The organism is Chryseobacterium barbadense (assembly GCF_042849955.1).
In the GTDB taxonomy this organism is placed as follows: Bacteria; Bacteroidota; Bacteroidia; order Flavobacteriales; family Weeksellaceae; genus Chryseobacterium.
This window is the reverse complement of record NZ_BAAFHL010000084.1, coordinates 1-6688: the sequence shown is the minus strand read 5'-3', so window position 1 is coordinate 6688 and position 6688 is coordinate 1. Positions and strand designations below refer to the sequence as shown.

At 35.4% G+C, this 6688-nt stretch carries 8 protein-coding genes; 3 read left to right on the top strand and 5 right to left on the bottom strand.

Features of this window, described 5'->3' with window-relative positions:
* Positions 1-330: 330 nt before the first annotated feature.
* Positions 331-891, bottom strand: coding sequence for a helix-turn-helix domain-containing protein (locus tag ACGHIN_RS15990; RefSeq protein WP_390455783.1), 561 nt, complete (start codon positions 889-891; stop codon positions 331-333).
* Positions 888-1283 (bottom strand): acyl-CoA thioesterase, encoded by a 396-nt coding sequence (locus ACGHIN_RS15985; RefSeq protein WP_390455780.1) that lies wholly within the window; start codon positions 1281-1283, stop codon positions 888-890. The genes ACGHIN_RS15990 and ACGHIN_RS15985 overlap by 4 nt, the downstream gene beginning before the upstream one ends.
* Before the next feature lie 287 nt (positions 1284-1570).
* Here ACGHIN_RS15985 and ACGHIN_RS15980 point away from each other — a divergent pair, with 287 nt between their 5' ends.
* Entirely contained in the window at positions 1571-1915 is a 345-nt protein-coding gene (locus ACGHIN_RS15980; protein WP_390455777.1) for an RNA recognition motif domain-containing protein, read from the top strand.
* A gap of 36 nt (positions 1916-1951) precedes the next feature.
* On the opposite strand, the gene ACGHIN_RS15975 is transcribed toward ACGHIN_RS15980, so the two are convergent.
* Genes ACGHIN_RS15975 through ACGHIN_RS15965 form a run of 3 tightly spaced genes read right to left on the bottom strand, consistent with a single transcriptional unit; the run spans position 1952 to position 4844 of the window.
* Positions 1952-3736, bottom strand: coding sequence for a DUF4153 domain-containing protein (locus ACGHIN_RS15975; RefSeq protein WP_390455774.1), 1785 nt, complete (start codon positions 3734-3736; stop codon positions 1952-1954).
* A gap of 22 nt (positions 3737-3758) precedes the next feature.
* Positions 3759-4226: a BlaI/MecI/CopY family transcriptional regulator gene (locus tag ACGHIN_RS15970; protein ID WP_390455772.1), complete on the bottom strand. Its 468-nt coding sequence runs from the start codon at positions 4224-4226 to the stop codon at positions 3759-3761.
* Positions 4227-4241: 15 nt separating this feature from the next.
* The gene (locus ACGHIN_RS15965) at positions 4242-4844 is read right to left on the bottom strand and encodes a phosphatase PAP2 family protein (protein ID WP_390455769.1); all 603 of its coding nucleotides are present in this window, start codon (positions 4842-4844) and stop codon (positions 4242-4244) included.
* A gap of 125 nt (positions 4845-4969) precedes the next feature.
* Here ACGHIN_RS15965 and pdhA point away from each other — a divergent pair, with 125 nt between their 5' ends.
* Positions 4970-5977 carry a pyruvate dehydrogenase (acetyl-transferring) E1 component subunit alpha gene (gene pdhA / locus ACGHIN_RS15960; RefSeq protein ID WP_390455766.1) on the top strand — a complete coding sequence of 336 codons (1008 nt, stop codon included), beginning with the start codon at positions 4970-4972 and terminating at the stop codon, positions 5975-5977.
* Between the two features lie 80 nt (positions 5978-6057).
* Positions 6058-6688: biotin/lipoyl-containing protein (locus ACGHIN_RS15955; protein ID WP_390455763.1), on the top strand; the 631-nt coding region annotated here is incomplete at its 3' end.

Below are 6688 nucleotides of genomic sequence, written 5' to 3'. Positions count from 1 at the left end.
CTTCAATGCTGTTAAGCTTTTCGGAGATTTTTTTCTGACAGCCAGAGCAGGTCATTCCGAGTATTTTGTATTGTCGTTCCATGATCCTTTTAATTTATAGTACAAATTTCTCGATTGGAGTTGGAAACTTGTTATACATTTAAGGATAATAGTTATAGAATTCCTGAAAGTGTGGGATGAGTTTAGAATATGAGAAACTTTGTATTTTCTCTCGCAGATTGTGCAGATTATGCAGATTTTTTCTGATAGTATTATATATAGAAAATAAGAATAAATCTTTCATGTAATCATCTGTGTAATCTGCACAATCTGCGAGAATACAAATGTTATTTATATGGCGTCCAAAGATTTTCTGTTATGAACCTTCAGCTTTTTGAATTCCGTAGGCGTGAAACCCGTACTGTTTCGGAACTGAGCGGAGAGATGCTGAACACTTTTGTAACCTAATTTTCCTGCAATTTCAGTTAAGGTGAACTCACCGTATAAAAGCAGCTCTTTTACTTTCTCTATCTTTTGAAGGATAAAGAACTGTTCCAAGGTAACGTTTTCATTTTGTGAAAAGGTTTTGGAGAGTGAGCTGTAATCTTTATGGAGTTCAGCGCTTAAAAATTCGGATAACAAAAAGTCTTCTTCAATGTCAAGGCCGCTAATTTTTATAATGATGAAATTTTTTATTTTTTCAACAAGTTGATGTGCTGAATCCTTTATTCTTTCAAAACCGGTTTCTTCCAGACGCTTCTCAATTTTCTGAAGCTCCTGATCTGAAATTTCTGATGCAGTTTCTACTTCCCCTAAGCTCACTGATTGTAAGGGGATATCTGCATCATTAAAAATACTTTCAACAGCAGAAATGCATCTGTCGCAAACCATATTTTTGATGAAAATCTTCATATCGGATTATTTAATCGGTCTTTTACGAATTCAACTTTTGTTTTGCCGTGTGGAGCCGGGTTTCCGTCTTCGCCCAAGTTTACCATCACAATTTTATCAACGGTAATGATGGTTTGCCGGGTCATTTTATTTCTGACATCACACTTCAGAGTGATGGAGCTGGATCCAAAGTGTACCACTTCAATACCAATCTCAATGATATCTCCCTGCTTGGCAGAGCTTACAAAATTGATTTCAGAAATAAATTTGGTAACTACTCTTGTATTTTCAAGCTGAATGATGGTATAGAGTGCGGCTTCTTCGTCTATCCACTGCAATAATCTTCCTCCAAAAAGAGAGTGGTTTGGATTCAGGTCTTCCGGTTTTACCCATTTTCTAGTATGGTAGTTCATATCAAATAATTTGCATTACAAATGTAGTGTTTATGGTTGATTTTTCCTGTAAAATGAGATTTAGTTATCCGAAGAAAATAATTTATTTTCTCAATTGTTTTTGTGTTTATTTTCCGGATAAAAAATACGAATTAAACATAATATAAGAAATAATGATAAAAAAGCTTTGATTTGAAGTTTTTAATCGTATATTGCATTAGTTTATATTTGGAATCAATATTTGTTCATTAATTTATGTTGTTTTTCTTTTATATACCAAGTTTTTATTAATTTTTAATTTATTCAAAATGAACATTTTTGTTTCAAACATCAATTACGCAACTAAAGAATATGAGTTGCAGGATCTATTTGCAGAATACGGAGAAGTATCTTCTGCTAAAATTGTAACAGACAGAGAAACTGGCCGTTCAAGAGGTTTCGGTTTTATTGAAATGGGTGATGAAGAAGGGCAACAAGCAATCGAAGCTCTTAACCAGAGAGAATTTAACGGAAAAGTATTAAACGTTTCTGAAGCGAAGCCAAGAGAAGAGAAGCCAAGAAGAAGTTTTGATAACAACAGAAGTGGTGGTTATGGAAACAACAGAGGCGGAGGTTACGGTAACAACCGTGGCGGCGGTGGAAATCGTTGGTAAAATAATAAGCGGCTTTAAGCCGCTTTTTTTAGGTCTTTACTTTTCTTTTATGAGCAATACGGCATCATTATAATATATATTTCCTGAAGTATTATAAGGGTTCTTCTCCCGGGTGATACTCAATAGTACCAGTTTTAAATGATATTTTCCAAGATTGTTTTCTATGGAAATCTCAGGAAGCTTTACCATTCCGGTCTTATTCTTATTAGATTCGATTAACTGATTGACCGCAGGAGTGAAATCTACTTCCTCACCTGAATTAAGTACTATTTTCAAAACCGAATTACGATCAGGCTTTTCGATAATATTGAAATGGTCTCCATTAATTTCTCTTGTTTCCTGATTAGATCTGTTTAAACTGATCATATAAGTATAGTCTTCCAGTTTGATGACTTTATTTTCAGATTGAATGGTTAATCTTTCATATTCTGCAGCAGGTTTTGTTCTGTCTGTATGAATAAAGCTGTTTTTGACATGATCGGAAACCGACCAGAAATCTACGGAGGCAATGTCTTTTGACAATTGTTTCTGATCTTTCACGGGAACGAGAGCAACAAGAAAATCCGCTTGATTTCTTTTAGCTAAGAATTCAAATTTATTGGCAATTTCGTTAACGATGGTATCGGTAACCTTCTTTTGAAAATCGATTTTGTGGTTGACAAGAAGTCTGTTTTCATTTAAGAGCTTTATTAATTCTGTTTTCTGGCTTCTTTTGGCTACACTGAACGCATTGAAATAAGGAAATATCAAAGCAAAGACACCAAATACAAATAAACTGACCGGAATATATTTAATAGTCGATTTTCTGTTGATGATAAAATAGATGACTACACTCAATAACCACAACGCTAAAAGCAGTACGAAATATCTTGGCTCTGTATATCCATATTCCAATATTCTCGTGAAAATGGCGGTGAACAAAAGGATTATAAGAGGAATAATAGTGAAGTAAAACACCTTTGAAAATATTCTCACCCACGATTTTGTATGATCTTCTTTAAGCGGATGTACCAACAGCAATGCCAGAATTCCAACAATACTGTAGGCTAAAATCAGATAAGATACCCAGCCTCTCGGAAGTTCCCAGTTAATTAGTATTTTAAGAGAGTAGAAGTAGAGGATAACCAGATAAATGAATAAAAGAGGAATTAAAACAAACTGAGTGAAAAACTTTAAAATGACAGGATATTTTCCGTCTTTTTCCAGGTGATCAAGCCCTCTTTCATTGAAAAGAAGAAAAATAAAGCAACTCCCGAATATAGCTAAGACATAAAAAGTATCCGTGTAAAACCGGTCATTAAAATTGAAGTCAAACAATTTGTCTACAGCAAGAATCGCAAGCTCAACTCCGCCCGTAAGAACACCCGTAAATACAGCAGTGAGGAAAATATTAATGAAAAGATTCTTATTGTATTGCCAGAATCTGAGTTCCCGGTCTCTGTTTAAAAAAGCAACAAATGAAACGAGTAAATGAGATAATAATGCGGTAACAGCAATAACGTAGCCGTACACCTCCGTGAAATCTTTTTCCTTTGAAGGCAATATAAAGTAGAATATGATCAGGAAAGCGATTCCGATAAGTTCCAGAAAAAATGTTTTACCAATTCTTTGAGAAAGCATTTTTAAAGCAAACATCAATGAAATTCCAATACAGCAGCATGCGGTAAATTTTAAGTAGGTAAAAAGAATATCTTTATACTGATTGCTTTCAAACGCACATACAGCTCCTATAGAAGCAAGAAGCGCCATCGTAAGGACCATCGGATATCGAAGCAGGACTTCCCATGCCTTTTGTATGATTTCCTTAAATTTTGTTTTCATGATCAGGTTTTTACAGTGTTTTTTAGTTTTTTTTCTTCTTTTTCTTCTTGTCCTTGCCTTTTTTATCCTTTTTCGGATTCAGGATTTCCTCTGCTATTTCAAGTTTCGGTTCTTTGATCTTTACTGGTTTCATTTCGATCTTCAGATCAAAATAATCTTTCAGGTCATTTTGGGAGATCAGGTTTTCACTGAACAAAAGCTGAAGGATCTCTTTTCCGGAATCATTGAAAAAATGATACGAAAGTTCTTTTAAAAGGAATTTTTTATATTCTTCAAGAGGAACCATAACGGTATACTTGAATATTCTTCCTTCTTTTACAGTGGAGAGATATCCTTTTTCAACCAATATCTTAAGATAAGTGGAAACGGTATTCTGGTGCGGTTTAGGCTCCGGATGCTGTTCCATAACATCTTTTAGATAAAAAGAGTTGAGCTTCCAGAAAAGCTTCATTAAATTTTCTTCCGCAGCGGTGAGGTGATTGATTTTCATATGATCTTCCTGATTCTAATGTTGAAACTGTATATTGCAATAAAGATAAATAAAAGATACCAGAATTGCTATTCCTGCTCCCATAAATACTTCTTTTACAGTATGCCTTTTTAAAATAACCCTGGTGATTCCTACCAAAGCGGCAATTCCCAGCCATGCTAAACCCATTTTCCAGTCCAAAGCAAAAAACAAAGCAGCCACAAAAACATTAAAAGCCGTATGCATAGAGCTTTTAATAAAGAAATTACTGATTTGTAATGCGAAAAGAAGAATAAGGATAAAAAGCATCACAAAATCAACAGAGCCATTTTTTACATAATGGAAAATAAGATACAAGACAACGCAAACCGCAATGAAAATATATAAGGTTTTCCTTTGTACCCGGTTGGAAACATCCATATTGGTATACCTTCCTGTTTTTACATTCCAGACCAGCCAAATGATGACGGGTGCTATAATCATTAATAATATCGGTAAAAAATACAACAACGAATCTTTTAAAGAATACGCCTGAACACTCATATAAATGAAAAATATGAATAAGGAAACAAGAGGATTGAAAAAATCGGATATAATTTTTGAAATGGTATGTATGAATGAAGGTTGTTTTTCTTCCATAATAAGTTTAAAATTCAAATATAAGATTAAACTGAAAAAACAATTGGTTCGGTATACAATAAAAACAAAGTTTTTTTTATAATTTTGCTCAACTATTTCATCATAAATAAGCAAAGAGCTAACACATGAAAGAATTTTCGAAAGAGGTATACCTGAAGTGGTATGAAGATATGACAATGTGGAGAAGGTTTGAAGACAAATGCCGTTCTCTTTATCTAAAACAAAAAATCAGAGGTTTCTTACATTTGTATAACGGCCAGGAAGCTATTCCTGCCGGTTTTACACATGCAATGGATTTAACCAAAGATAGTATGATTACCGCTTACAGATGCCACATCCATCCCATGGCGATGGGAGTAGATCCTAAGAGAATCATGGCGGAACTTTGTGGTAAAGCAACAGGAACGTCCGGAGGTATGGGTGGTTCTATGCACATTTTCAGTAAAGAGCACCGTTTTTATGGCGGTCACGGAATCGTTGGAGGACAAATTCCTTTAGGAGCAGGAATCGCTTTTGCGGATAAATATTTCGACAGAAAAGCAGTGAATATCTGTTTCTTCGGTGACGGGGCAGCAAGACAAGGTTCATTGCATGAAACATTCAACATGGCGATGAACTGGAAATTACCTGTAGTATTTGTGGTGGAAAACAATCAATATGCGATGGGAACTTCTGTAAAAAGAACAGCCAACCACGAAGATATCTATAAATTAGGTTTAGGATACGAAATGCCTTGTCTTCCGGTAGATGCAATGGACCCTGAAAAAGTGGCGGAAGCTGCTTATGAAGCTATTGAAAGAGCGAGAAGAGGAGACGGACCTACTTTCATCGAAGCCAGAACGTACCGTTACAGAGGACATTCAATGTCTGATGCTGAACCTTACAGAAGCAAGGAAGAAGTTGCCATTCATAAAAATGATGACCCTATTGAATTGGTAAAGCAAAGAATTTTAGCGAATAACTGGGCGACAGAAGAAGAATTGGAAGCTTTGGACAACAAATCAAGAGATTTTGTTGAAGAATGTATCGAGTTTATGGAAAACTCTCCGTATCCGACTGCAGAGAAAATTTATGAATACGTTTACGCTCAGGAAGACTATCCGTTCTTAGATCAATTAGAAAATAATAATTAGATAATTTGAGAATTTGAAAATGAATTAATTATTTTTAATTCTCACATCATCACATTAACAAATTATCATATTAGAAAATTATGGCAGAAGTAATTACAATGCCTCGTCTTTCCGACACGATGACGGAAGGTAAAGTGGCAAAATGGCATAAAAAAGTAGGAGATAAAGTAAAGGAAGGCGATATTTTAGCTGAAATTGAAACAGACAAAGCCGTTCAGGATTTCGAATCTGAAATAGAAGGAACCCTTTTATATGTAGGTGTAGAAGAGGGGAATGCAGCAGCGGTAGACTCTGTTTTAGCGATTATAGGAAATGAAGGAGAAGATGTTTCAGGATTAACAGGTGGCAATGCTCCGGCAGCTGCATCTGGTTCTGAAGAAAAGAAATCTGAAGAGGAATCTAAAACTGAAAATCAGGTAACAGCTGTAGAACAAACCACAGCAGAAGTTCCTGCCGGTGTAGAAGTTATTACCATGCCAAGACTTTCTGATACGATGACGGAAGGTAAAGTGGCGAAATGGCATAAAAATGTAGGCGATACAGTGAAAGAAGGTGATCTTCTTGCTGAAATTGAAACCGATAAAGCGGTTCAGGATTTTGAGTCCGAATTCAACGGAGTATTATTGAAGCAAGGTGTGGAAGAAGGAGGTGCTGCTCCTGTTGATTCTGTTTTAGCAATCATTGGTCCGGAAGGAACGGATGTTTCAGGAG

Coding starts and splice junctions, on each gene's coding strand:
- ACGHIN_RS15980 (WP_390455777.1), top strand. CDS start 1,571: ATGAACATTTTTGTTTCAAACATCAATTACGCAACTAAAGAATATGAG.
- ACGHIN_RS15965 (WP_390455769.1), bottom strand. CDS start 4,844: ATGGAAGAAAAACAACCTTCATTCATACATACCATTTCAAAAATTATA.
- ACGHIN_RS15975 (WP_390455774.1), bottom strand. CDS start 3,736: ATGAAAACAAAATTTAAGGAAATCATACAAAAGGCATGGGAAGTCCTG.
- ACGHIN_RS15970 (WP_390455772.1), bottom strand. CDS start 4,226: ATGAAAATCAATCACCTCACCGCTGCGGAAGAAAATTTAATGAAGCTT.
- ACGHIN_RS15985 (WP_390455780.1), bottom strand. CDS start 1,283: ATGAACTACCATACTAGAAAATGGGTAAAACCGGAAGACCTGAATCCA.
- ACGHIN_RS15990 (WP_390455783.1), bottom strand. CDS start 891: ATGAAGATTTTCATCAAAAATATGGTTTGCGACAGATGCATTTCTGCT.
- pdhA (WP_390455766.1), top strand. CDS start 4,970: ATGAAAGAATTTTCGAAAGAGGTATACCTGAAGTGGTATGAAGATATG.